Source organism: Corynebacterium mendelii (assembly GCF_017307055.1).
Classification (GTDB): Bacteria; Actinomycetota; Actinomycetes; order Mycobacteriales; family Mycobacteriaceae; genus Corynebacterium; species Corynebacterium mendelii.
The window spans coordinates 596,101-621,925 of sequence record NZ_JAFLEQ010000003.1 but is presented as its reverse complement, the minus strand read 5'-3'; the positions used below and the strand labels follow the sequence as shown (position 1 = coordinate 621,925).

General features: G+C 62.8%; 16 protein-coding genes and 1 tRNA gene. 6 read left to right on the top strand and 11 right to left on the bottom strand.

The window, feature by feature from the left end; genetic code table 11:
• The first annotated feature begins 8 nt into the window (after positions 1 to 8).
• Entirely contained in the window at positions 9 to 1,121 is a 1,113-nt protein-coding gene (locus JZY06_RS02450; protein ID WP_207118195.1) for a quinone-dependent dihydroorotate dehydrogenase, read from the top strand.
• Positions 1,122 to 1,156: 35 nt separating this feature from the next.
• Here JZY06_RS02450 and metH read toward each other — a convergent pair whose 3' ends face one another.
• The 6 genes from metH to JZY06_RS12475 all read right to left on the bottom strand — a co-directional run bounded on the left by metH (position 1,157) and on the right by JZY06_RS12475 (position 10,684).
• Positions 1,157 to 4,753: a methionine synthase gene (metH, locus tag JZY06_RS02445; RefSeq protein WP_207118194.1), complete on the bottom strand. Its 3,597-nt coding sequence runs from the start codon at positions 4,751 to 4,753 to the stop codon at positions 1,157 to 1,159.
• 104 nt (positions 4,754 to 4,857) lie between these two features.
• Positions 4,858 to 5,259: a hypothetical protein gene (locus JZY06_RS02440; RefSeq protein ID WP_207118193.1), complete on the bottom strand. Its 402-nt coding sequence runs from the start codon at positions 5,257 to 5,259 to the stop codon at positions 4,858 to 4,860.
• A gap of 159 nt (positions 5,260 to 5,418) precedes the next feature.
• The gene (locus tag JZY06_RS02435) at positions 5,419 to 5,910 is read right to left on the bottom strand and encodes a hypothetical protein (RefSeq protein ID WP_207118192.1); all 492 of its coding nucleotides are present in this window, start codon (positions 5,908 to 5,910) and stop codon (positions 5,419 to 5,421) included.
• Between the two features lie 454 nt (positions 5,911 to 6,364).
• On the bottom strand, positions 6,365 to 6,904 hold the full coding sequence (locus JZY06_RS02430) for a YbhB/YbcL family Raf kinase inhibitor-like protein (protein WP_207118191.1): 540 nt from the start codon (positions 6,902 to 6,904) through the stop codon (positions 6,365 to 6,367).
• Between the two features lie 277 nt (positions 6,905 to 7,181).
• A complete protein-coding gene (locus JZY06_RS02425; protein ID WP_207118190.1) occupies positions 7,182 to 9,008 on the bottom strand; it encodes an ABC transporter ATP-binding protein in 1,827 nt (608 codons plus the stop codon).
• Positions 9,005 to 10,684 carry an ABC transporter ATP-binding protein gene (locus tag JZY06_RS12475; RefSeq protein WP_330617035.1) on the bottom strand — a complete coding sequence of 560 codons (1,680 nt, stop codon included), beginning with the start codon at positions 10,682 to 10,684 and terminating at the stop codon, positions 9,005 to 9,007. The genes JZY06_RS02425 and JZY06_RS12475 overlap by 4 nt, the downstream gene beginning before the upstream one ends.
• A gap of 229 nt (positions 10,685 to 10,913) precedes the next feature.
• On the opposite strand from JZY06_RS12475, the gene JZY06_RS02415 reads away from it, so the two are divergent.
• Positions 10,914 to 10,999 (top strand) — tRNA-Leu (locus JZY06_RS02415).
• A gap of 108 nt (positions 11,000 to 11,107) precedes the next feature.
• Here the strand turns inward: JZY06_RS02415 and JZY06_RS02410 are convergent.
• Positions 11,108 to 11,980 carry an NAD(P)H-binding protein gene (locus JZY06_RS02410; protein ID WP_207118189.1) on the bottom strand — a complete coding sequence of 291 codons (873 nt, stop codon included), beginning with the start codon at positions 11,978 to 11,980 and terminating at the stop codon, positions 11,108 to 11,110.
• 259 nt (positions 11,981 to 12,239) lie between these two features.
• Here JZY06_RS02410 and JZY06_RS02405 point away from each other — a divergent pair, with 259 nt between their 5' ends.
• Positions 12,240 to 13,796 carry an SDR family oxidoreductase gene (locus JZY06_RS02405; protein ID WP_207118188.1) on the top strand — a complete coding sequence of 519 codons (1,557 nt, stop codon included), beginning with the start codon at positions 12,240 to 12,242 and terminating at the stop codon, positions 13,794 to 13,796.
• A gap of 80 nt (positions 13,797 to 13,876) precedes the next feature.
• On the opposite strand, the gene metE is transcribed toward JZY06_RS02405, so the two are convergent.
• Complete coding sequence (gene metE / locus JZY06_RS02400; RefSeq protein WP_207118187.1) at positions 13,877 to 16,240, bottom strand: 5-methyltetrahydropteroyltriglutamate--homocysteine S-methyltransferase; 2,364 nt, start codon at positions 16,238 to 16,240, stop codon at positions 13,877 to 13,879.
• Between the two features lie 339 nt (positions 16,241 to 16,579).
• On the opposite strand from metE, the gene JZY06_RS02395 reads away from it, so the two are divergent.
• Complete coding sequence (locus tag JZY06_RS02395) at positions 16,580 to 17,827, top strand: hypothetical protein (RefSeq protein ID WP_207118186.1); 1,248 nt, start codon at positions 16,580 to 16,582, stop codon at positions 17,825 to 17,827.
• Positions 17,828 to 17,951: 124 nt separating this feature from the next.
• On the opposite strand, the gene meaB is transcribed toward JZY06_RS02395, so the two are convergent.
• From meaB to JZY06_RS02380, 3 genes are all read right to left on the bottom strand, one after another.
• Positions 17,952 to 19,052 carry a methylmalonyl Co-A mutase-associated GTPase MeaB gene (gene meaB, locus JZY06_RS02390; protein WP_207118316.1) on the bottom strand — a complete coding sequence of 367 codons (1,101 nt, stop codon included), beginning with the start codon at positions 19,050 to 19,052 and terminating at the stop codon, positions 17,952 to 17,954.
• A gap of 222 nt (positions 19,053 to 19,274) precedes the next feature.
• Positions 19,275 to 21,545 (bottom strand): methylmalonyl-CoA mutase, encoded by a 2,271-nt coding sequence (gene scpA / locus JZY06_RS02385; protein ID WP_207118185.1) that lies wholly within the window; start codon positions 21,543 to 21,545, stop codon positions 19,275 to 19,277.
• Between the two features lie 10 nt (positions 21,546 to 21,555).
• Positions 21,556 to 23,436, bottom strand: coding sequence for a methylmalonyl-CoA mutase family protein (locus JZY06_RS02380; RefSeq protein ID WP_207118184.1), 1,881 nt, complete (start codon positions 23,434 to 23,436; stop codon positions 21,556 to 21,558).
• Positions 23,437 to 24,092: 656 nt separating this feature from the next.
• Between JZY06_RS02380 and JZY06_RS02375 the strand changes: the two genes are divergently transcribed.
• Together JZY06_RS02375 and JZY06_RS02370 are read left to right on the top strand one after the other, a co-directional pair.
• Positions 24,093 to 24,797 carry a TVP38/TMEM64 family protein gene (locus JZY06_RS02375; protein ID WP_330617031.1) on the top strand — a complete coding sequence of 235 codons (705 nt, stop codon included), beginning with the start codon at positions 24,093 to 24,095 and terminating at the stop codon, positions 24,795 to 24,797.
• A gap of 361 nt (positions 24,798 to 25,158) precedes the next feature.
• On the top strand, positions 25,159 to 25,743 hold the full coding sequence (locus tag JZY06_RS02370) for a MarR family transcriptional regulator (protein ID WP_207118183.1): 585 nt from the start codon (positions 25,159 to 25,161) through the stop codon (positions 25,741 to 25,743).
• Positions 25,744 to 25,825: the final 82 nt, after the last annotated feature.

Below are 25,825 nucleotides of genomic sequence, written 5' to 3'. Positions count from 1 at the left end.
CGACGACCATGCGACAACCCGTTCACGCCGCCTACAGCGCACTGTATCCCGTGGCACTGAAAGCCATGTTCAGGCTTGCCCCGGAAACCATCCACACCGCCATGATGCGGGGATTAAACGCCTACGCCGGAACGCGCAGCCTCCACGGGCCGGTGGGCCGGATGTTCAGCGTCGATGACCCGATCCTCGGGCAGGACCTGTTCGGTGTCCATTTTCCCGCCCCGCTGGGACTTGCTGCGGGCTTCGACAAAAACGCCTCCGCCGCCGACGCGTGGCAGTCCCTCGGTTTCGGCTACGCGGAACTGGGCACCATCACCGCCAAAGCGCAGCCCGGCAACCCCCGGCCGCGCCTGTTCCGTCTGCCGGACGATCACGCGATCATCAACCGCATGGGCTTCAACAACCAGGGTGCGGTGCAGGCCGCGGCGAACCTTCGGGCACACCGGGGCGACGGCATTATCGGCATCAACATCGGCAAAACGAAACTCACCCCCGCCGACCGGGCGGATGAGGACTACCGCTACTCGGCCGCGATGCTGGGGGATCTGGCCGACTATGTCACCGTCAACGTCTCCTCGCCGAACACTCCCGGTCTGCGTGACCTGCAGGCGGTGGAATCCCTTGAACCGATTCTGTCGGCGGTCACCGATTCCACCGATTCGCCGGTGCTGGTGAAAATCGCCCCCGATCTGTCCGATGACGATGTCGACGCGGTGGCGGATCTGGCCGTGAAACTCAAACTGGCGGGCATTGTCGCCACCAACACCACCATCACCCGTGACGGTCTTGTCACCCCGCCGGCCCGGGTGGAAGCCATGGGCGCCGGGGGGCTGTCGGGTCCGCCGGTGGCCGCCCGGTCACTGGAGGTGATCAGCCGGTTGTACCGGCGGGTCGGCGGGAAGCTGGTCATTGTCGGTGTCGGCGGCATCGAAACACCCAAGCAGGCTTGGGACCGTATTGCCGCCGGTGCCTCGCTGCTGCAGGGCTACACCGGTTTCATCTACGGCGGACCGGCCTGGGCCACCGACATCCACACCGGAATCGCCGACCAGCTGCGCAAATGGGGATTTTTCTCCATCTCGGAGGCTGTCGGCTGCGGCAAACCCTGGCTGGGCGACTGACCTTCCGGCCGCCACAGCCGCGGCCGAGCCGAAGATCAGGTGTTGAAGTACTTGGCCTGCGGGTGGTAGAGCACGAACGCGTCGGTGGATTGTTCCGGATGCAGCTGGTATTCCTCGGAGATCTTCACCCCGATCCGGCCGGCGTCGAGTAGCGCGACCACTTCTTCCCGCGGCTCCAGGGCCGGGCAGGAACCATAGCCGAAGGAGTAGCGGGCACCCCGGTAATCCAGGTCGAAAAACCTGCGCGGATCAGTGGCGTCGAAGTCACCGACATGGACACCGGCCCCCAAATCCAGTTCGGCGCGGATGCGGGAATGCCAGTATTCGGCCAGCGCCTCGGTCAGCTGCACCCCGATACCGTGCACTTCCAGATATTCGCGGTAGGAGGATTCGGCGAACAGCTCGTTGGCGAAATCCGCGATCGGGGTGCCCATGGTCACCAGCTGCAGCGGGAACACATCGACCTTCCCCGTTTCTTCCGCGCGCTGCCGGTCGAGGATGAAATCGGCGATACACAAATGCCTGCCGCGGATTTGCCGGGGGAACTCAAACGAGGTGACCACCTCGGCATCAGGGGACGGTTCGGCCAAAAGATCAACGCGTCGACCGTCTGAAACAGCCGGAAAATAGCCGTAGACGACGGCGGCATGGTCGAGGATTTTCTCCGCTTTCAACCGGTCCAGCCAGCCGCGCAACCGCGGCCTGCCCTCAGTTTCGACCAGTTCCTCAAATGTCGGCCCCTCCCCTTTCCGGGCGCCTTTCAGCCCCCACAGGCCCATGAACAGGGCACGTTCATCCAGGTTGGGCAGATATTCTTTCAAGGGTAGCCCCTTGACAATGCGGGTTCCCCAAAACGGCGGGGTGGCCACCGGGAAATCCCGGGCCACATCGGAGCGCTCCGGAATAACCAGGTCCTTGTTTTCCTCCCGGCGTCTGGCTGCCACCCGGAGGGCCTTTTCCCGCCGGGCCTGCCGTTCCAGACGTTTTTTCTCCCGCTGTTTGGCGGCTTTGAGGGCCTCCGGATCCGCCAGCGGGTCATCACCTTTTTTCAGCGCCATGATCTCATCGAGCAGGCGCAGGGTTTCGAATGCATCCCGGGCGTAGTGCACCTCGCCGTCATAGACCTTGGTCAAATCGTCTTCGACATAGGCGCGGGTCAGGGCGGCGCCACCCAAAATCACCGGGGTTCCGGAGGCTTCCGCCTCATTCATCGCCTGCAGGTTTTCTTTCATCACCACCGTCGATTTCACCAGCAGCCCGGACATGCCGACACAGTCGGCGTTGTGCTCCTCAACGGCCGACAAAATCGTCGAGATCGGCTGTTTGATACCGAGGTTGATCACGTCGTATCCGTTGTTCGACAAGATGATGTCGACCAGGTTTTTGCCGATGTCGTGCACATCACCTTTGACCGTGGCGATGACAACCTTGCCCTTGGATGATCCCTGGCCGGCATCTTCCATGAACTGTTCCAGGTGGGCGACCGCGGCTTTCATGGTTTCAGCCGAGGCCAGCACGAACGGCAGTTGCATCTGCCCGGAGCCGAACAGCTCACCGACAGTTTGCATGCCGCGCAGCAGGTCATCGTTGATGATGGCCAACGGCTCTTTTTCTTTCCTGGCGGCATCAAGGTCGTCGACCAGGCCGTTTTTCTCCCCGTCGATGATGCGCTGCGCCAGCCGGTCAAACAGCGGCATCGCGGCCAGGGCTTCTGCCCGCTGGTCGGCGGAGTTTTTCGCGTCGACGCCCTCGAAAAGATCCATGAACGTCGACAGCGGATCGTAGTCGGCGCGCCGCCGGTCCCACACCATGTCAAGTGCGACTTCCCGCTGCGTGTCATCGATGCGGTTCATCGGCAGGATTTTCGACGAGTGCGCGATCGCCGAATCAAGGCCGGCTTTGATGCACTGGTCCAAAAACACCGAATTGAGCACCTGGCGGGCGGCAGGATTGAGTCCGAAGGAAATATTGGACAGACCCAGTGTGGTGTGGATATCGGGATAGAGTTTTTTCAGCTCCCGGATCGCCTCGATGGTTTCGATGCCGTCCCGCCGGGTTTCCTCCTGTCCCGTGGAGATCGGGAAGGTCAGGCAGTCGACGATAATGTCCTGCTGGGCCAGCCCGTAGGTGCCGGTGATGTCGTCGATCAGCCGGGAGGCGATGGCGACCTTCTTTTCTCTGGTCCGTGCCTGGCCCTCTTCGTCGATGGTCAGGGCCACCACTGCGGCGCCGTGTTTTTTCACCGCCCGCATGATCGTCCGGTAGCGGGAATCCTCGGCGTCGCCGTCTTCGAAGTTGACGGAGTTGACCGCACACCGGCCGCCGAAAAACTCCAGGCCTGCTTCAATGACCGCCGGCTCGGTGGAGTCGATCATCACCGGCAGCGTCGACGAGGTGGCGATCAACGGCGCCAGCACAGCCATATCGTCTTTGCCGTCACGGCCGACATAGTCGACGCACAGGTCAATCATCTGCGCACCGTCACGGGTCTGCTGTTTGGCGATCTCGATGCAGGTGTCGGTGTCGCCGGCCAGCATCGCCTCCCGGAAAGCCTTGGAACCGTTGGCGTTGGTTCGCTCACCGATTAAGGTGATGCCGGTTTCCTGGGTCAGGGGCACCTGGCTGTAGAGCGATGACACGCAGCCGCCGGGAATAAGCCCCGCACCGGGTTCCCGCTTGGCCGGAGCAAGCCCCAGCACATGCTCGCGGACTTTTTTTATGTGTTCCGGGGTGGTGCCACAGCAGCCGCCGACCATCGACAAACCGTAGTCGGTGACAAAATGTCCCAGCGCTTCGGCCAGTTCATCGGCGGTGAGCGGATACTGGGCACCGTTAGGTCCCAGAATCGGCAGGCCGGCGTTCGGCATCACGGACACCGGTTGCCCGGCAGTGGCCGCCAGGTAGCGCAAGTGCTCGCTCATCTCCGCCGGACCCGTGGCACAGTTCAGCCCCACCATGTCAACCCCCAGGGCATTGACCGCGGTGTAGGCGGCGGCGATATCCGATCCCAGCAGCATGGTGCCGGTGGTTTCCACCGTCAGGTGCACCACAATCGGTACTTCCACCCCCAGCTGGTCGAAAGCCATCCGCACGCCGTGGACCGCAGCTTTGACCTGCAGCAGATCCTGGCAGGTCTCGATCAGGATCGCATCTGCCCCACCTTCCACCAGCCCGAGTCCGGCCTCGGCGTACCAGTCGCGCAACAGCCCGAAGGGTGCATGCCCCAGCGACGGCAGTTTGGTGCCCGGTCCCAACGACCCGAGGACGAAACGGGGAACACCATCCGGGCCATCACCCATCTCGTCGGCGACTTCCCGGGCAATCGAGGCACCCTTGAAAGCCAGTTCCCGGCACCGGTCGGCGATATCGTAGTCGTTCAGGTTCGGGTGGTTGCAGCCGAAGGTGTTGGTCTCCACCAGGTCGGCCCCGGCCTCGAAATAGGCGCGGTGGATGCCTGCCACCACATCGGGACGGGTGTCGTTGAGAATCTCGTTGCAGCCCTCCAGCCCGGCGAAGTCGGTGTCGACATCAAGATCGTGTGCCTGCAGCTGGGTGCCCATGGCTCCGTCACCGATGAGTACCCGGCGGTTCAGGGCGGCAAGGAAGTCTCTGGGACAGGGTGTGGTGACCATGAATAGACAGAGTAGTACAGCCGGAGTGAACCCCCAAAACCACAGTTCACCGGACAGAAAGATTCTCTGCTGCCCGTATCAGGCCAGCAAAGCTCAACGGACGGTTAGTTTTGTTTCATGATCCGGTTGCGGATCAGCACACCGGCGATCAGCGATGCCACACCGTAGGCCGGAAGCCAGAAGGACTCCATGGACATCAGTACGACATGGGGAACAAACCGGCCGACGATAATCATGCCCACTGCCGCGCCCAGGGCGATAAGCCGTGACATATTGGCGCGCTGGGCCGCACCGACAGTGAAAAACGCACCGACGATCAGGCCTGCCGCGCAGTTGAGCAGGAAGGTCGGCGTGACCTCGAAGGCACTGAAAAAACCTTCGCGGAAAGCGTGGACCGCGAAGGTGATGAACATGACGAAGGCGAGCACCAGAAAAGCGCCGCCGATACGGATGGCTGTGGGCACAGTAGCCGGCGGACGGTTGGGCTGGGTATTGCTGGGATTCATAGGTGCCCCATTCTACGCGTCAGGCACACAGACAGCTCCGCACTATCCCCAGGAAGTGCCTTCGGCACTGTTCCCGGCCCGCTATGGGGGTGGGAACAGTGCCGAAAATCTTTCATATGTCCCCGTCACCGTTGAGGCGTCGGGATGGGCCACGGAAGATTAGCGAGGCATAGGGGGCATGGGGATCATGCCGTTCTGGAAAGCGAACCCGATGCCACCAAGGGCAGCCAAGATGGCAGCGACCACGGCAATATACTTGACCTTGTCGCCGGTCTCGATGTATTTGCTGGACAGGTTCTTGGCATCGGTGGCAGACGACCCCTTGACGATCTTGCACTCTTCAAGCCGGTCGGCAGATGCCTGCACAAAAAACTTCCACTGCTCTTTATTGCTCTCGTTCAGCGTACCCGGTAAGTACTTACGGATATCACCGGCAAATTCCTTTGATTCTGTCTCGGCTTGAGCAAGCAAATCCATCTTGGTCTTGACTCCATCGGGGAGGTCAATTGAAGACTTAAGATCAGAACACTTCGCATTGGACCATAATTTCGCATACTCCGATTTGGTCCAGGTGGTTTCGGCAGTAGCAGCGGGAGCCAACACACCGCCGAGCAGGGCAGCGGTAGTGACAACGGTTGCAATCTTGCGCATCAGAGAAATCCTTCACAGTAGGGGGCACCTCGTTGGTGGCTTGAGCCTGATATTACACCAAGAGATATACTAAGACAACGATTATCGATTGAGATTATCCATTCGGAAGATAATGAGCGAATTCGATACCGTACCTAAAAATGACACTGCCGAAAGCCTTCATCAGGGGCAGTTTCATCGCCGTCGCCGGATCGCTTTCTGGCAATGACAGCAGGTGGTTAAATCTTCCATGGGTAAACGTCGGCAGTCAAGTCTGAGACGTTACACATGCCGTCGAAAACCGGTTGGCTCCCCCGTTTGGGTAAGAAATAACCCCGTGACCACGGTGCGGACTTATTCGCCGAACCAGGCACACGGGGGTTATTCCTTATCGTGACGGGTCACGCTCCCACCATCCACGCTGTGGCCGGTGGGGTGCATCCGCCAAGTTTTTTAAGAAGCGCCGGAAGGCTTCCTACCTGTTTTCGTGCCAGCCCCACAAAATGGACCGGCCGATCGAATGGAAGTACAGGTTGAATCCCAGCACCGTCGGGGTGGCATCCTCCGGGATGTCGAGTTTCTCAACGTCGACGGCGTGGACGGCGAACAGGTAGCGGTGTGGACCATGTCCGGCCGGGGGCTGCGGGCCGTAGTAGCCGCGCTTGCCGCCGTCGCCTTTGAGCACTGTGACACCGTCAATCCCACCCATGGTGTCGTCACCGGCCCCCTGCTTCAGTTCGGTGATATCGGCGGGAATGTTGCAGGCCGCCCAGTGCCAGAATCCGGATCCGGTGGGCGCGTCGGGGTCAAAGCAGGTAATGGCAATCGACTTGGTGCCCTCGGGGAGATCGGACCAGCTCAACTGCGGGGAAACGTCGTTGCCGCCGAGAAACTTCTCGTCAAAGGTGCCGCCATTGTCGAGATCGGTTGATTCCAGCGGAAACGAAGGAAGGTCCTTCAGGGGTGCGTATGGGTCCGGGCCGGGGAATCGGGGATCGTCTGCATAATTGCTCATGCCCCCTGTTTACTTCAATAGTGGGCCGGAGGAAACCCCCAACACCCCCCTGTACCCAAACTGTTATCCAACAATCATGTGGCTTTAAGGTGGATCATCCCCGGCGCAGGAGGGAGGGGGCCACTCCCGCAGGTCAGCGGCAACGTACTGGTAGGCGCCCTTTCCGACGCGCTAATCCGCAGGTGGAAAAAATGACGGGGGTATCTTATTTGTATATACCGCCACTGTCGGTGGGTGGAGTGTTCACCTGTGGCCGCCTAATCCGGGCCATAACCGGTCAGGTGGCTGACCATCGTTGGTACAGCTGCGCATACCGGCCGCCTGCGGCGATCAGTTCCTCGTGGGTGCCGTCTTCGATGATGCGCCCGTTGTCCATCAGTAAAATCCGGTCGGCTGTCTCGGCCTGGTCGAGCCGGTGGGCCACCACCAGGGAGGTTCTGCCCTCCGACAGCATGGCGGCCGCTTTTTCCAGGGCTCTGGCGTGATCGGAACCGGCCTCACTGGTGGCTTCATCCATGATCAGTACCGGCGGATCCACCAACAGTGTGCGCGCCATGGCGATCTGCTGGGCAACCACCGGTTCTATGTCGTCGTGCCCGGCACCGATGTTGGTGTCGAGTCCTGCAGGGAAGAAACGGTTCCACGAATCGGTCTTCTCATCCAGGCCGACCGCGGCCAGGGCTGCGAGCAGTTCGGAATCCTCTGCCCCGGGCTTGGCCATGGACAGATCCCCGCGCAGGGTTCCGGAAAACAGGTGCACTTCCTGGCTCATCAGCAGTACCTGCCGGGTGGTCCAGGTATCGGGGACCGTCGCGGTATCGGTGCCGCCGACGGTGATGGTTCCGGATGCCGGTCTTACCAGACCCGCAATGGCTGCGGCCAGTGTGGATTTACCGGCCCCGGAAGCCCCCACCAACGCTGTGGTGGTTCCCCCTTCCAGGGTCAGCGACAGATTGTCGATCACCGGTGGTGCGCTGTTGTAGGCCACGGTCAAACGGTTGCAGTCGACGGGCACGCCGGGGGCGCAGTCGGCGGGAAGCACCTGCCCGGCACGGCTGGTGTCAGCCAGGTTCGCCAGCGACACGGCCCGCCCGAGGGAAGTCAGTCCGCGCTGAATGGATCCGGCGAACATGAGGATATTGAACACATGGACCTCCAGACGGGCCACCAGCAGCACGGCGGCGGTTGCCTGCCCGAGGGTGATGGTGCCGGCGGTGATCGCCAGCATGGCGATGCCCAGGGTGAGAACCAGCAGCACCGTGTAGAGCAGAAAAGCCTGGGTGAGCACCTGGTTCAGGGCCGCCGAGACTTTCGTGCGGGCGGTCACCGCTTTCCAGGAGTTGTTCTCGAGGCGTTTTTTCGCCCAGTCCCCCAACCCCAGGGCCCGGATGGTGGGCATGCCGCGCACCGTATCAAGCAGCATGTTGTTGCGCCGGGCTTCGGCCGTGGACGCATTGTTCGATAATCCGGGCAGGATCAACAAACTGACTTTCACCGCCGGCCAGGCCACGGCCACCAGCACCACGAACAGCACCGCAAAATGCCAGCTGACCATGATCAGGGCAAAGAAGGTGAAGGGAAAAGCCAGGACAGTGATGATCAGGCGGGTTCCGGCATCCCTGATCAGACTGAGTGTGTCATCGATGTCGCGGGTCAAACGGGAAATGACGTTGCCGGTTCCCAGCTCAAGCACATCGGGAACCGGGGCGTTGAGAGCCGATCCGAGACATGCTTTGCGCAGGTCAACGCCCAAACGAGCGGACCGGGACAAAAGAAACCAGCTTCCCATGGTCCGGCCGAGGGTTTCCAGCACCATCAGCACCGCGATAGTTGCGGCCAGCGTGACAACGGCGCTGTGCCCTTTACCGAAGATACCGACGGCCTGACCGGTTGCCACGTCCACCATCCGCCCCCACAGGCTGTTGCCGGCGGTTTGGGCGCCCATGGTGATGCTGAATATGCCAATCGTCAGGATCCACCAGGAAGCGGACGGTTTCGACGGCATGCGGCCCAGGGTGCGGACAATGGTGCCCACCGGAGCCGGCTGGAGGGCGTCACCGGCGTCGGGCTGTGCGGTGGTGTCGGTTGCTGTGCGTCCACTCATTGTTGTTCCTCCTCCCGCCTGCCGGGGACCCGGCATATTCGGGTCAAAGCACTGCCGGTAAGTACCCGGTCGGCAACCGACTTCCAGGCATGTGCCCCGGTGATCACAACGGTTGTTTTCCGCCCCCGGATTGCCGCCGTGTTGGCGGCCACCGCATCCAGGGTGACCGCATCCAGCCCGGTGGTCGGTTCATCAAGCACCAGCACGTGCGGGTCGGCTGCCAGTACCCGGGCCAGGGCGACGCGCTGCCGCTGCCCGCCGGAAAGGTTCAGGCCCGCTTCACCGATCACACCGTCGGGAAGCTGCGCCGGGCAACCGGTGTCATTGGTGGGATCCCGGCTACCCAGACGGGTGACGATATCCCGGCAGCAGGCCGCATCCAGCGCAGCCCGGACACGGGTTGTACCGACCTGTCCGGTGGGATCGATATTGTCGGCCAGGCTGCCCTCGAAAACAGTGACCTTGTGCGGGGCGACAATGGTTCCGGGGTTGTCCGACAACGTTGCCACCATCTCTGACACCAGCCGTTTTTCCTCCGCTGTCGCCGGGGCAAGAACGGTCAGGCCCGCCCCGAAAACACCGGCGGGGCCTCCGGTCACCGGGGTGGGAGCGCCGCCGGTGGCACGGGCTACGGACACAGCGGTATTGAAATCGATGATCCGGCCGGCTGAGGCGGCTGATCTTGACCAGACGTCAATGGCGAATCCAACCGCAAAACCGGACACCTGCAGTGTGGTGGGCACCAAAATGGTGACGGTGACCAGCTCCGCGGGGCTGATCCTGCCCTCGAAGGCCATCACGGCCGCCCATGCGACCGTACTGAAACCGAACACGACCGGCACCAGCTGCCGGATTTGGCCGAGCACCAGCAGGGTCGTGATCTCGGAGAGGGAAGCTTCGAGCACACCGTCCATGTGCCGGGCGAACTTGTGTTCCGAGGCCGCCACCGCACCCAATCCCTTGACCACCCGGGAGCCGCTGGCAAGATCGGTTCCAACACTGATCGCGGCTGTTTCAGCCTGCCTCCTGGCGGCGGCTTTGGCGGTGATCACCGGTGCGGTGGCCAGGCCGGCCAGTGAAGTGGCAACCACTCCGCCTGCCACGCACAACCCGAACCGCCAGTCGATAAACGACAGGGTCACAGCCGTGACCAGGGAGTAGAAACCCACCGGCACGGGGAAGAAAAACACTTCCTTCACATCAACCAGGTTGGTGGAATCCTGGTCGATGGTGTTCAAAATGGTGCCCGGTGTCATCTCCGGGCGGGGGCCGTCGACGAGTGCGCCCAAAAGTTCCAGGCGCAGACCGTGAGTGACCCGCTTGCCGGTGATGTCGACCAAAGGTGAGGTGGTTGTTTCCAGCACCCAGTTGATGATTTGCAGGGCAATGAGTATGCAGGCGACAGCGCTAAAGGCGGCCCAGGTTCCCACCGCCAGCACCGAATCGGTGGCCTGGCCCAAAACTTTTGACACGGCAACGGTACTCGCCTGCTGGATGAGGACCATCACCACAATCAGCCACGTTGCCGTGCGGTGGCCGAATAAGGCGGCCAGTGTCAGCCTGCGGGCCGAAGATATTGTCCGGCCGGTCAGCAGGGGCTGTTCACCGGGTGGGGTGTCCGGGGCGATCCACCGCCAGCGCCGGGCGGGGGACGGTCGGGGCGAAAAGATTGGCACGCTTCGACAGCTTACCGGCGCCGGTGACAGGTGACCGCGATGTGGCAGCCTGTGGGGCCGGGTCTTCGTCCCATGATTGTCACAACGGGGAAAACCTTCCGCCGCAATCTCGCCAAGGCGCCGCCAATAAGCCGGAAAAATTCATCACAAGCTGGTAATTTGTTTCCGGGCAACATTGCACGATAGGCTTAGGCGGTGCCCAGCTGAGAAACGCTGGATGCCACACCCTGTCCGGGTGGCGGAATGGTAGACGCGCTAGCTTGAGGTGCTAGTGTCCTATTAACGGACGTGGGGGTTCAAGTCCCCCTCCGGACACACGATGACACAGGCGGCAACCTTCACGGTTGCCGCCTGTGTCGTTTGCCCGCCCTTGTCACCCGGTTGTTTGTACAGGTGGAGGGGGCGGGTTTTTGCGTGCGGTTTCTACTCGTGGAACGCACCGCGCTGGTCGTCGAAGAAGTCTTTCAGGTGGTGGGTTCCGTGGGGTTCGCCGATGGCATCCCGGGACAGATAGGTTTCCATCATTTTCAGCCACATCGGCGCCCTGTCGCCGGCCACCGCGGCCACAACGTCGCGTCCTTTGTCACCGAAATCGGGAACCCGCACAATTGTCGGGTCGGTGCCCAACGAGGTGATCGCCATATCAAGAATCTGGCCGTAGGTGAAAATATCCGGCCCACCGACGGTGAACGGCTCGGGCGCGATCTCGGATTCAGCGGCATCAAGCAGTGTGTCGGCCAGGTCGGCACCGTGCACCGGATTGAGGCGGATATCCGGATCAGGCGGCAGGAATACCGTCTCGCCGGCCGCCTGCCGCAGTACTCCCGCCATGTCGGAGAAAAACCCCGATGGTGAGGCGATGACAGTGTCCACCGGGCTGAGCTGGCTGGCATGGACGAACGCTGCCTTGGCCGCCAGTCCGCCCACTGCCCCCGGTGTCGCGTTCAACGAATTGATGTAGACAAACCGGGTGGCACCCGCCTGGCCGGCCGCGGCCAGCAGATTGACGTTGGCGCCGAAATCGATGGCCCACCCGTCCCCGCCTGCCCGGCCGACAGCACTGATGACAATATCGGCCCCGGCGACAGCGGTGGCACAGGCTGCACGGTCGGTGAAATCAGCCACCCGGATGTCATCGGCGATATGGCTGATTGACGGGGCCCCGGCTTTCCCGGGAATCCTGGTTTTGACTTCGTCGCGCACACAGGCGATGACCCTGTGGCCGCGGTCGTGGGCACGGTGAACAAGATAACGGCCTGCATAGCCGGTGGCTCCCGCCACTGCGATCGTTGCCATGGGGTGTTTGTCCAATCGGTCGGTTGTTGTGGTGCTGGCGAACGCCGTTGCCGGAGGAGATATATCCTCCCCGCGAAAGCCCAGCCTACCGGCCACTGCGTGTGGGAGCGGGACTCTGGTGTCCGGTCGGCACCTATCTGCTGTGCCCCTGGCGGATGTGACGGCGGTAAAGTGTCGCAGACGGTGAAGATGGGCAATACCCCTTGTGCCCTGACCGTCACCCCCGATGTTGCCCACGACGTTGTGAAAGCACACCCTCATGCCTGACCAGTCCCCCATCGATCCGGACGAGCTTGACATCTGCCTGAAAGTGCTGCGCCGGGCCGGTGATCTTGATGACGAACACCCCGATTCGGTGGTACTGCAGCGGGCGGTCGGCAGGTTGTTCAAGGCGGTGAAAAAATCCCGCCGGAAAAAAGCCCGGCAGAAAAGACTGGATGCCGATCGGGCGGTGCTGGCGAAAACCGCCACCGCCAATCCGCGGCGCCTCGATGATGAAACCTCCGGGCTGTTGATCACCCCGGCTGAAGGGCAACACAAAGCGCTCGGGCCGGGTGATGTGGCCACCCCGTACGGATTCGCCGGGAAACTGCAGCGGGCACAAAACTGCTATGTCTGCAAAAAGCCCTACACCCTGGTCGATTCCTTCCACCACCAGTTGTGCCCGGATTGTGCGGCCGACAACCGCCGCCGCAGATCCCAGCGGGTGGATTTGACCGGCCGCCGGGCACTTCTCACCGGCGGGCGGGCCAAGATCGGCATGTACATTGCACTGAAACTGCTGCGCGATGGCGCGGATCTGACGATCACCACCCGTTTTCCCAACGATGCGGCCCGCCGGTTTGCCGCTGTCGCCGATTCACCCGACTGGCTGGACCGGTTGCATATTATCGGTATTGATTTACGCGACCCTGCCCAGGTGGTGGCGTTGGCCGACCGGGTGGCCGCTGTAGGCCACCTGGATATTCTCATCAACAATGCCGCCCAAACAGTCAGACGGCTGCCCGGTGCCTACAACGGGCTGGTGGATGCGGAAAAAGCCCCGTTGACCGGGCTGGAGCAACACATCGACTGCACTGTTTTCGGCGAAACCTCGGCTTTGCACCCCAAGGCTTTGGCCGCCGGGGGTACTGCAGCCCTTGGTGCCGCTGGTCCACTACCCGCGGAGACACCCGAACCCCCGGAAGATGACACCCGGGCGCTGGCTGCCGCACAGGCACAGATTCATGCCTCCAGGCTCGCGGCCATGGCCATGACCGGGGGTTCCGCTGCCCTGGAGGAGGTGGAGCGCGGCACCGCCATTGATGCCGGCGGGCTGATCCCGGACAAAGTCGACCACAATTCGTGGGTGGCCACCATCGGCCAGGTTGATCCCCTGGAGATGCTGGAAGTGCAGCTGTGCAACGCCACCGCACCGTTTATTCTCATCGACCGCCTGCGCCCCGCCCTGGAGGCCTCTCCAGCCAGACGCAAATACATCGTCAATGTCTCCGCCATGGAGGGGGTGTTTTCCCGCGGCTACAAAGGCCCCGGGCACCCGCACACCAACATGGCCAAAGCCGCGTTGAACATGCTCACCAGAACATCCGCCAATGAGTTGTTCGAGCACAATATTCTCATCACCGCGGTCGATACCGGGTGGATCACCGACGAACGGCCCCATACGACGAAAAAACGGCTGGCCGAGGAAGGCTTCCACGCCCCGCTGGATCTGGTCGATGGGGCGGCCAGGGTCTACGACCCGATTGTGCAGGGCGAAAACGGGGTGGATCTCTACGGGTGTTTCCTCAAGGACTACCAGCCTTCCAGCTGGTAAATCCTGGTGGACTTGCCTGGTGTGTGCCCCGGCTGTGGTACCGGCCGGGGCACGGCACAGGCAGAAAAACCCGCCGGCTTTTACTGGAGCCGGTCACGGGCTGCCTGTGCCGCAGCCACCAGCACCTCCAGCGAAGCCGTCGTTTCCTCCCAGCCACGGGTTTTCAGCCCGCAGTCCGGGTTGATCCACAAAGCTTCGGCCGGCACCGATTCCAGGGCGGCGTCCACCAGTTCGTCGACTTCCCCGCGGTCGGGCACCCGGGGCGAGTGAATGTCCCACACTCCGGGCCCGATGCCACGCGAATAACCGTGGTCCTTCACAGCGGCGAGCACCTGCATGCCGTTTCGGGCTGCCTCAATGGAGGTCACATCCGCATCCAGGTCATCGATGGCGTCGATGAGCTCATTGAACTCCGAGTAGCACATGTGGGTGTGAATCTGGGTTTCCGGTGCAGCTCCTCCGGTGGCCAACCGGAAGCTTCCCACCGACCAGGCGAGATAGTCGCCCTTGCGGTCTTTGACCAGGGGCAGCAGTTCCCGGATCGCCGGTTCATCAACCTGGATGATTTTCGCCCCGGCGGCCACCAGATCGGCGATCTCGTCACGCAGCACCAGAGCCACCTGGTCGGCGGTGTCCCCCAGCGGCTGGTCGTCACGGACAAAAGACCACGCGAGCATGGTCACAGGTCCGGTCAGCATGCCTTTGACCGGCTTATCGGTCAAAGACTGGGCGAAAGCGAACCAGTCGACGGTCATGGCTTCCGGGCGGACGATATCACCGTAGAGGATCGGCGGGCGCACACACCGGGAGCCATAGCTTTGCACCCACCCGTTGGCGGTGGCGTGGTAGCCGTGAAGCTGCTCGGAGAAATACTGCACCATGTCGTTTCGTTCGGCTTCCCCGTGCACCAGCACATCCAGGCCGAGTTCCTCCTGGCGGGCAATGCAGTCGGCGATTTCTTTTTCCATCGCTTCCCGGTAGGCCCGGTCATCGATCTTTCCATTGCGGTGGGCCGCCCGGGCCTGTCTGATCTGACTGGTCTGCGGGAATGACCCGATGGTGGTGGTGGCCAGCGGGGGCAGCGGAACACTGGTTTTCTGGGCGCTGCGGCGGACCTGCCAGGGTTGCCGCGTGCGATCGGAGTCGGTAACAGCTGCGACCCTGCTGCGCACCGTTGCGCTGTGGGTGCGGCCGGAGTTGGTGCGCGATGCCCGGGCTGCAGTCGACTCCTGCACCGCCGCTTCCAGTTCAGCGGAACTTTCGCCGGCTGCCAGGCGTGCCAGGACTGCGACTTCGCCTGCTTTTTCCGCGCCGAAAGCCAGCCAGGATTTCAGTTCCGGATCGGTGTCGAAGCTGCTGTCACCGGCAAGCGTGTAGGGCACATGCAGCAGCGATGCGGAGGTTGATACCGCCACTTCTCCCCTGCTCTTTAACGCTTCAATCACCTCCAGTGCATCGGATAAGTCGGTGCGCCAGATATTGCGGCCGTCCACCACCCCGGCAACAATGCCGATACCGCCCTTCCACGCAGGCAGCAACTGCTCGGGAGAGGTCTTTTCCCCGGCACTACAGCGCTCATCAGTGCGGTAGGTGACCAGATCCACGCCAAGGGCATCGATGCCGGTGTCCTGCAAAAGCTCCACGGCAGCATTGCCGTCACCGAAATAGGTCTGGACCACAAGCCCGGTGTCCGGGTGGCTGTCATGCAGTGCGGCGGCAAGCCGCCGGTAGGTTTTTTCGGCTTTGCCACCGATGGCTCCGGCACGTTCCGGATCGGCATCAATATCGGTTGCCAGAATCGGCTCATCAAGCTGGATCCAGCCCACGCCCGTGGCCGCCAGCCGGGTGATCAGTTCCGCGTAGCAGTCGACGACTGCGTCCAGCAGCTCAAATGGACAGCTGCCGTCAGTGGTGCGTGCCAGTGCCAGATAGGTGATCGGCCCCACCAGCACCGGCCGGATACGGGGTTCAACAGCGACCGCGTCAGCGATATCGGCGACAAACCATTCGGCGTCGAGTTCCGGCTGTGAGACGGAAGACAATTCCGGGACCAGATAGTGGTAGTTGGTGTCGAACCATTTGGTCATCGCCAGGGCGGGAATGCCCTGCGCACCCCGGGCAGCAGCAAAGTAGCGGTCGATGTGGCCCGGCAGCCCATCATCGATTGTGTGGTCGGCGAAAACCCGGACACGCTGCGGGAAAAGCCCCAGCAACGCGGTGACATCGTGGACCGCATCGTAGTAGCTGCGTCCGGCGTGGGCGATACTGGAAAGACCGTTTTTCCCCAGATTCTCGCTCAGTTCACGGGTCAGACGCTGCGCGGTGGCCGACAGCTCCCGGCCGGTGGAAGGGTCGGCCCAGAATTTCTCGAGGGCTTTTTTCAGTTCACGGTTGGGGCCGATCCGGCCGACACCGGCGACGGTGGAATCAAACAGGGTGGGCATGATGCCTTCACTTCCGACATTGGTTTTCAGGGTGGGTGGAGAACATGCGCCCGGCACAGCGCTGGAAACAAGCGACCCTTACTAGACCGCTCTGTTCACAAAGTTTTATTGCAGACCGATCGGTCTGTCAAGTAGCGGAATGGACACCCCCGCCCTGCGCGCCGGGCGACGGCACTGACACCCCAGCTCACCACGATGGTTGGGGGACGGGAAAACTTTTCCCCTCCGGCGAGTGTTCATCCCGGCTGCGGTGCCGAAAAAAGTCTTCCCTTCATACCCACCGGGGTAATAACATGGACTGTGCCCCCCTTTGCCCCGCCGACCTGAATCCTTGCGAGCATGACACCCATTACCACCACCGCCCGGCACGCCGCGGGATTTGTCCCGCCGGTCATTGTTGCCGCGGCGCTGACAGCCGCACTGTGCACAGGCTGTTCGACCACGACCGGCACCTCCGCCGACGATCCGGTCTCGGTCACAGTGACCACCAAGCTCCAGCAGGCCCCGGCCACCACCGCTACGGCGTCCGCTGCCGGTGACGGCTTCGGCAAAGACCAGCCGGCGGGTGACCGGACAAGCTGCGCCGACACAAGTTCCGGGGATTTGATCAGACAGGTCGCCCGCACCATCCCCGACCGGAAACAACCCGACTGGGGGTGGCGGGTCACCGATGACACCATCACGCCCTGCGGCGGGCCGGGCTACGCCATCATCCAACGACTGCCCACCAGGTTTGTCATGGACGGCAACCAGTTCGGGCATGCGGAAACCCGGATTCTGTTTTTCGACGGTGCACAGTTTGCCGGTATGACACCACCCGCCGGCAACTATTCGATCTCCCCGTCACACGGCGGTGACACCTTCACCTTCTTCGGCCCCGGCAACTGCCTGGAAGGCCCCGGTGCCGGCACCGCTGCCGGCGCCCGTTTCCGCGCGACAGTGACACAAGGGCAGGCGGCGATCACACTCGTCGATCCGGATGTGGGCTGCAGCAACAACCTGCTTGAAACGCCGCCCGGATCCCTGCCGCCGGAGAAACTCCCGGAGCAGATGTCCGAGAATTTGACCTCCTACAACAACCGGAACATCACCGGGCCGGTGCCGTTTGAGGGCTACTCTTCGGCCACCGAGCTGTGGAAGTTCCCCCAGGCGGACAACAACGGGGATACAACCAGCCTGTTTTTCACCACGTCCAGCGGAAACATTCTCTGCCACGCGGCCACTGGCCCATTACAGGGCGGATCGCCGCTCGAGTGCCGGCTGCACAACACCGACGGGGCTACCCCGGGGCAGGGCACGCGGCATGCCTGCAGCGCGGATGAGATCGGTATGCCCGCCGGTGACGGTGATGTGCCGTCGGCGGTGAAGCTGGACTCGAACAATCTGCCGTGCGCCTGGCCCGGGCCGGCCCTGGTCGTCGATGAGACGACCCCGGTGGCGGTACTTGAACCCGGTGAGCATCTGCTGGACGGGCACTCCTTTGTGTGCACCGCCACCGGGGAAACAATGACCTGCACCAACAATGGCTACAGCTTCACTCTCACCCCGCAAGGGGTGTCGGTGTGGTATCCGACAGACACCTATTAGGCCACCGGCTTTCAACCTGCGAACACCCCGTCCGGCGGCCAGGCGTGTCCCCCCGCACCCGGCGGGCCGGGGTGGTGTCACCCGCGCGGATTGATCCGGGACACGTTCTGTGACGAGAAAACTCTCACACGGTGCCGTCGAAGGCGTTGAGGACCCGTTCCGCTCCCAGGGTCGGGGTGATTTGGCCGTGGCGCAGCTGCGCTTCGACGAGTTTTCTCACCTTTTTCACATCCGGGTTGGTGTTGAGCCGTCCGAGCAGGGTTTCATGCACCATCGACCACATCCAGCCGACCTGCTGCTCGCGGCGGGTGTGCTCGAAACGCCCGGTCTCCAGCATCACTTTGTGGTGCTCTTCGACGGTGTCCCAGAATTTGTCCAGCCCGTTGCCTTCCACCGCCGACATGGTCATGGTCGGGGTTTTCCAGTGGGCGTCCTCGGACTGCACCATGCGCAGGGCGGCAGACAGATCCCGGGCGGCGCGTTTGGCGTGTTTGACATTCGGCCCGTCGGCTTTGTTGATGGCCACCAGATCAGCCATCTCCAGGACACCTTTTTTGATCCCCTGCAGCTGGTCGCCGGCACCGGCCAGGGCGAGGAAGGTGAAACAGTCAACCATGTTGGACACGGTGACCTCCGACTGCCCGACACCGACGGTTTCGACGAGAATGATGTCGAAACCGGCGGCTTCGAACACAACCATCGATTCGCGGGTGGCTTTGGCCACCCCGCCCAGTGTCCCGGCCGACGGGGAGGGTCGGATGTAGGCGTTGTCTTCCACCGACAGTTTCGCCATGCGGGTTTTATCGCCCAGGATCGATCCGCGGGTTTTCGTCGACGACGGGTCGATGGCCAGCACCGCAACCTTGTGGCCTTCGGCCAGAAGTTTCATGCCGAGGGCTTCGATGAAGGTGGATTTACCCACCCCGGGCACCCCGGTGATCCCGACCCGCAGGGCATTGCCGGAATGCGGCAGCAGTTTCACCAGCAGCTCCTGGGCCAGGACTTTGTGGGCTGCCGCGGTTGATTCGAGCAGCGTGATCGAGCGGGCGATCTTCGACCGGTTGCCTTCCCGCACACCGTGGAAAAGATCGTCGACGTCGATGCGTCTGCGGGCGCGTTTGACGACTTCGGGGGCAATGGCTGTCACATCCCCCAGATCGGTTCCTCCGGTGGTGAGCAGCGCCGATCCCTGATGGTGCTGCTCGAGGTATTCCTCGCTGTTGATGTCCACTGGTGTTCCTGCCGGTTTTTTAACTTCCCTCTCCCCTTCACGGCCCTGCCTGTCAGACAGGCCCGGGCCGGGTGTGCCCGGGTGGTGGCAGGTCGCTGGGGAGATGAGAAGGGATGTGGTGTGTGTGCAAAAAGTGTGCGGCCCCGCCACCCCACCGCCCCGCCGCGCGGCGGTCGGGACGGTGGGGTAATAAATGGGGATACTACCGGGTGTTTTCTACATCACCGGTAGATCGGCTGTGGCGTCTTCTTCCTCAATCTCGGGGATGTCCAGGTCGAAGCCGAGCTGCTTGGACAGTTTGTCCATCATGTCGATGGCGGCGTCGGCGATGACGGTTCCGGGCGGGTAGATGGCGGCCGCGCCGTCATCGTAGAGCTCCTGGAAGTCACCGGGCGGAATAACGCCGCCGACCACAATCATGATGTCCTCGCGGCCGAGTTTCGCCAGTTCCTTTTTCAGCGCCGGTACAAGCGTGAGATGACCTGCGGCAAGCGAGGACACGCCGACCACGTGCACATCGTTGTCGACCGCGGAGCGGGCAGCTTCCGCCGGGGTCTGGAACAGCGGTCCGACATCGACGTCCATGCCCAGGTCGGCGTAGGCCGAAGCCACCACCTTCTGGCCGCGGTCGTGGCCGTCCTGGCCCATTTTCGCGATGAAGATACGCGGACGGCGGCCCTCCTCTGCTTCGAAAGCATCGGCCATGGCAATGGCTTTTTTGACGTTGGACACCTCCCCTTCCTTTCCGACCTCGTCTTTGTAGACACCGGACAAGGTCCTGATCTCCGCTTCATGGCGGCCGAAGACTTTCTCCATGGCGAAGGAAATCTCGCCGACAGTGGCCTGCACGCGGGCCGCATCCACGGCCAGTTTCAGCAGGTTGTGGTCCAGGTCACCGGGTTCTTTGGTCTCCATCTTGCAGGCCTCGGTGAGCTTGTCGAGGGCTTCCTTAACGGCATCATTGTCGCGGTTCTGCCTCAGCCACTCGAGTTTTTCCAGCTGCTCCTGGCGGACCTTGGTGTTGTCGACTTTCAGCACCTCGATCTGCTCGTCTTCGGCGACGGTGTACTTGTTGACGCCGATCAGGGCCTGGCGGCCGGAGTCGATGCGGGCCTGGGTGCGGGCCGCGGACTCCTCGATGCGCAGCTTCGGAATACCCTCGATGGTCGCCTGCGCCATACCGCCGGCTTCCTCGACTTCCTCGATGTGTTTGCGCGCCCGGTTGGCCAGCTCGTTGGTCAGCCATTCGATGTAGTACGACCCGGCCCACGGGTCAACGGGCCGCACCGTACCGGATTCCTGCTGCAGAAGCAGCTGGGTGTTGCGGGCGATGCGGGCGGAGAAGTCGGTGGGCAGAGCCAGTGCCTCATCGAGGGCGTTGGTGTGCAGCGACTGGGTGTGGCCCTGGGTGGCGGCCATGGCCTCAATGCAGGTGCGCGGCACATTGTTGAACACGTCCTGGGCGGTCAGCGACCACCCGGAGGTCTGCGAGTGGGTGCGCAGCGACTGGGATTTTTTGTTCTTCGGGTTGAAGTTGCCGACCAGTTCACTCCACAGCAGCCGTCCTGCCCGAAGCTTCGCGATCTCCATGAAGGTGTACATGGAAATGCCCCAGAAGAAACTCAACCGCGGGGCGAACTTGTCGACGTCGAGTCCCACTTCTTTGCCGGCCCGGATGTATTCCACACCGTCTGCCAGGGTGTAGGCCAGCTCCAGGTCGGCGGTGGCCCCGGCTTCCTGGATGTGGTATCCGGAGATCGAAATCGAGTTGAACCGCGGCATCTTCATCGACGTGTACTCGAAGATGTTCGAGATGATCCGCATCGACGGTTTCGGCGGGTAGATGTAGGTGTTGCGCACCATGAACTCTTTGAGGATGTCGTTTTGGATGGTGCCGGCGAGATTTTCCGGGGCCACACCCTGTTCCTCTGCGGCGACGATGTAGAGCGCCAGAATCGGCAGCACCGCGCCGTTCATGGTCATCGACACCGACACCGCACCCAGGTCGATGCCCTCGAACAGCTGCCGCATGTCCAGAATCGAGTCAATGGCCACACCGGCCATGCCGACGTCACCGACCACGCGCTCATTATCGGAGTCGTAGCCGCGGTGGGTGGCCAGGTCGAAAGCCACCGACAGGCCTTTCTGGCCGGCCGCCAGGTTACGACGGTAGAAGGCATTGGATTCGGCGGCGGTGGAAAACCCGGCGTACTGCCGAATCGTCCACGGCTGGTTGGTGTACATCGTCGGGTACGGTCCGCGCATGAACGGCGGCATGCCGGGGAAGGAATCCAGTGGGTGGGCGGGACGGTTGTCTTCCCCGCCGCCTTTGGCGGCTTCATCCCGGTCGGCGCGGGTGTAGACCCGGCGCACATCGATTTTTTCCGGGGTGGCCCAAACTTGTTCCGATGCGGCCGGCGGGGTGGCTGCGGCTTTCGGCGGCTGGCCGGCGGTTAAGGGGGTGTCCTTGAAATTGGGGATTGTCATGGCTTGATCCTCACGCTCCCAGCTCGCTGAGCAGCTCATCCAGTGTGGCGGCCGCATCGATGGTCATGTTCAGGTAGTCGTCGGGGCTGTGGTCATCGTCGGCGTCGGCGAAGGATTTCTTTGCCCCGGCCACAAGAACGGTTTTCACGCCCGCATCGCGCAGGGCTTTGACGGCATCCTGCCCGGAATTGGCGTATTCGGGATCAGCGCCGCAGATCACCGCGATCGGGGATGTTTTCGCGGCGGCGGCGAATTCTTCTGTTCCCGGTGTCAACTGCCCGGGGTTGATCGCCTCAATACCGCCGGAGGCGAGCAGGTTGGTGGCGAAGCCGGTGCGCACATTGTGTTTGGCCAGCGGTCCCAGCGGAATCAGGACCGCTTGGGGGCGCTCACCGTGCTCGTCAAAGAAATCGTCCGACCGGTTGCGCAGGCCCTCGAATTGGGCTGCGAAACGCCTGATGCCTTCCGGTTCCCGCCTTTTGTCTTTCGGCAGCGGTTTTTCCAGCAGGTTCGGGAACTCGTTGATGCCGGTGACCTTCTTGATGCGGTGGGCGATATCGTCGCGCACCTTTTCGTGGTTGTCGTCCAGGGCCTTGCCGATCATGCCCGATGCGACAGCCGCCCGGTATCCGCCGGCGGCTTCCACTTCCTGGAAAATCTTCCAGGACACTTTCGCCAGCTCATCGGTCAGTTCCTCGATGTAGTAGGACCCGCCGCCCGGATCAACCACAAAGCCGAGATGGGACTCCTCGAGCAGCAAAAGGTTGGTGTTGCGGGCGATGCGGTGCGCAAACGAGCGGGAGGTATTGGGCAAACCGCCGCACACCGCTGTATCGAAGGGCAAAATCTCCACATCGGTGGCCCCGCCGACACCGGCGGCGAACGCCGCCACCGTGCAGCGCAGCATATTGACGAAGGGGTCGCGTTGGGAGAACATCACCGGGGCGGTGACCGCATGCTGCGGGGTGCTTCCCGCAGCTGCAGGCTCGCCGATGACTTCACAGATCCGCGCCCACAGGCCACGGAAGGCACGGAATTTCGCGATCTGGTTGAACTGGTCGTCAGAGGCGGTCAGCCGCACCGACAACTGGTCGATGGCCTGTTTCGGCGTCAGGCCCGCGTCGGTGAGAAGCCGGATGTAGTCGACCCCGGCCGCCAGGGTGTAGGCGATCTCCTGCGAATCGGACCCGCCCTGGTTGGAAAAAGCGGCACCGTCAACCATGATGGCCCGGATGTCACCCCCACGTGCGGCGGCCTGCTCGGCCAGCTGCACGGCCTGGTCGGTGGTGACAGTCGCACTGCCGTCAACCAGCGAGGTCAGCGGAGTGGCGCCGAAATCGACGGTGCATCTGTCACCGCAGCCCTGCGCGTCAATGACCGACAGCAGGCTGGCGGCGGACTCGGCCAGGCCGGGACCGGCCTTCAGCCGCACCGGAACATATTCCAGCAGCACCTTGTCCAGCAGCGCGGGAATATCGGCGGCACCCAATACTCCCGTGGTGTCGATGACGGCGCAGGTGGTGCCGTTCATCAACGCCTGCAACATGTTCTTGTTCGACTCTGTGGCGTTGTCGCACCCGAGTCCACCGAAGGTCTCGGTGACTCCCCATCCGGCGGCATCGGCGTCTTTGACCTCATGCCCGCGCACAAACGGGAACACGCCGGGTGCGGCGAGCTCGTCCAGATCATCGGCGCGGGTGTACAGGGGTCGGACATCAATACCGTCGTAGGTGGTCTTGATGAGTTTTTTCCACACATCAAGGGGAATCTCGGCGACGTCTGTCCGGCGCACCCGGGCGAATACTCCTGCCACCGCCTTGTACCAGTTCTGGTACCTGGCGTCGAAATCTTCTGGCAGGGCCACGGCCGGCGCATCAGCGGTCTGCGTCATAGCGGTCCTCTTCCTCTCCTCTTGGATCAGTTGGCATCGACAATCGCTCCCACCCGGGGCCGGGAGAAATCCGGGGCAATCCCAAGATCCCGTCCATGGCCGGTACGGACAACCGGTGGCATCGGTACGGTCCGCGCAGCTCTCCTCGACTGCGCGCCCACGGGCCTGACACACTGACGGGAACCTGCCGGGGCAGGTGTCCTTCGGTGTGCCAACCCGGATGCCGCGGTGCCGGTAGAAACGGTAGCGGCACAGCATCCAAGAAGCAGTGCCGGTCCACCCCGGGCGGTGCGTTTGATCGTGTTGTTGTGCAGTTGGGCAATCCGCATAATCGCCCGGGCCACAGCAGCCCGGCCGGGAATTTTTTCCGCACAGGGAAAAACCGGCGGGAGCCACACCCGAACATTCGTGCGGACACCACGTTTGTGACCCGGGGGACGCCTCCACGCCCCGCCGATAGTCACACCACGCTTTCCATGATAAACCCCTTCAGGCCTTGGCTGGGGACACATCGGGCACTAATCTCGTGCGGCCGTGACCTGCACCCGCGTGTTCGCAGTAACGTAATCACCCGGGACCCGATGGTCGGCTGCGGTGATCCGGCCGGCGGCGGTGCGGCAAGGGTCGTCGGCCGGGGTGGGCTACAGTGTCCAACCGTGACAGAAAACACCCGTCCCGGCCTGAGGGATTTTTTCCGCCAGATGGCCGTCGATGCGGCCCGGTCGTTTGCCGCCATGTCGCGGCTGAAACAAACCGCCACGATTGTGCTTGTCGGTGGAATCGTTGTGGCGGTTACCGTCACCGACACCCCGGGCCTTGGCCGCATCCGCGACTGGTCGGATGCCACCGGCAGCTGGTTTCCGGTGCTGTTTTTCTTCGCCTACATCGCCCTGACCCAACTGCCGGTACCCCGCACCATTTTCACCCTGTCGGCCGGCATCCTGTTCGGCCCCGTGGCGGGAATCATGATCGCACTGGCGGCGACAACGATTTCGGCGGCCGTGTCTTTGACACTGGTACGCCATGTTCTCGGTGAATGGATGAAACCGCACCTGACCCACCCGGCGGTGGCCACCATCAACGACCGGTTGAAAAAACGCGGCTGGCTGTCGGTTGCCTCCCTGCGGATGATTGCCGCGGTGCCGTTTTCGATCCTGAACTACACCGCCGCACTGACCAGTGTCCCGGTGGGCATGTTCACCGCCGCCACCCTGGTGGGGTCGGCACCGGGCACCATTGCCACCGTTATCTTCGGTGACGCTTTGACCGGACGGTCGAATCCGGCGGTGCTGCTGGTAACGGTGGTGCTGTTCACCATCGGCAGCCTGGGGCTGCTGCTGGACAACAAGCTGCCGGTCTAGCCCGCGCCGGCACCACCGCCGGCCCTCCCACCGGTACGGGCACACCACCCCCGCCCCGGCCCGTCTGTCATTTGTGGGTACACCGCATATCCGCCGGGGGCCGGGGGCGGCGCACGGTAAACCATCGTCTGTGACCGGCATGGTCGCAGCGGTGACATGCCCGGTAAACCCGTCGTACCCGGCACCGGGCAGGCGCAACAATCCTCCACCCGTATCGGATACATCCCCCCTTTTTCCGCACACCCGCCCGTAGTCAAGCCTTAAGAGTAGACTTTAGACGGCCTATCCGGTGGCTGGATGCTTCACCGCAGCCAGCACACCGTCTTCCCTGGTTATTTTCACCCCGTCCGCAAAGGTTTTCATGGCTGTTTTCGCTCTCCACATCCGCTACAGAGGTGACACCCCCCGCCGCGCGGAATTCGTGTCCCGCTCGGCGGAGGCTTTGTCCACCCTGGATGGCGTCGGTTCTTTCGAACATCTTGATGTGGAGAATATCCGTGCCCTGGTGGCCACCCCGCGGGCTGTGGTCGACACAACGATGGTGCTTCTCAGCGACGGGGACTGGGCGGTCGGAATCGGACACGGGGCGAGCGCGGAAACGGCCGTGGCCAAGGCAACTTCCTGCCTGACGAAAAAAGCCAAACCTGGAACGGTGGCCGCGGCCGTGGATGCGGCCGGCGGAGTCGGCCCCGCCGATATTGTGGCCGTATTCATGCTGATTGCCCAGATTCTCACCCGGCGCACCCCGGAGGGGCGGGAAGCCACCTCATTCATGCGCCGTGGCTACTCACAGATCGAAGCCGCGGAAGAACTCGGTATCTCCAAGCAGGCGATGTCCCAGCGGCTGCAGGCTGCGGCATGGCAGGCCGAAAACGCCGGTTGGCAGTTGGCCGTCAACCTTCTCACGCGCCTCGATGAGGCCACCGCGTCCCCGCCACCGCGGTAGAACCCACTGTTGCGGTCACACAGTTCACTGCCCGCCGCCCGCTCCACCGGGAGGGCGCGCCCTTTTCCGCATCGGCTGCCGC